The organism is Aeromonas piscicola (assembly GCF_000820005.1).
GTDB lineage: Bacteria > Pseudomonadota > Gammaproteobacteria > Enterobacterales > Aeromonadaceae > Aeromonas > Aeromonas piscicola.
This window is the reverse complement of the sequence record NZ_CDBL01000032.1, coordinates 161,108-161,543: the sequence shown is the minus strand read 5'-3', so window position 1 is coordinate 161,543 and position 436 is coordinate 161,108. Positions and strand designations below refer to the sequence as shown.

Sequence of the window (436 nt, the reverse complement as noted above, 5' to 3'; positions counted from 1 at the left end):
ATCCGGTGTGATGAGCTTGTTCATTCCCAGAAACAGGAAGAACACCACCACACAGGAGACAGCCAACGATATCAGGTATCTCATGGTGCTCGCTCCGGCATCAGCTGCTCTTGCTCGCCGCGATGGAGATGTTCTGGACACCGGCCATGCGGATCTGATCCATGACCTGGACCACCAGACCTGAACGGGATTCTGTATCGGCCTGGATTACCACGGCGCTCTCCGGGTTCTCGGCCCGCAGCCGCTCTATGTTGGCGCGCACGGCGCCCACTTCGACGATGCGCTTGTCGACCCAGACCTGGCCGTTTTCACGGACCGCGACCATGATGTTCCCCTTCTTCACCGTCTCGGCCGTGCTGGCGCTCGGGCGGTTGATCTCCACGCCGGACTCCTTGACGAACGAGGTGGTGACGATGAAGAAGATCAGCATGATGAA

Annotated in this window: 1 protein-coding gene and 1 pseudogene; both read right to left on the bottom strand. The window is 59.4% G+C overall.

Annotated features, from left to right (window positions below; all coding sequences use genetic code 11):
* A pseudogene (locus BN1128_RS26500) lies at positions 1 to 84 on the bottom strand (sugar ABC transporter substrate-binding protein); the annotation flags it as partial.
* Positions 85 to 100: 16 nt separating this feature from the next.
* The coding region (locus tag BN1128_RS05215; protein WP_082030360.1) for an ExbD/TolR family protein at positions 101 to 436 on the bottom strand (336 nt) is incomplete at its 5' end.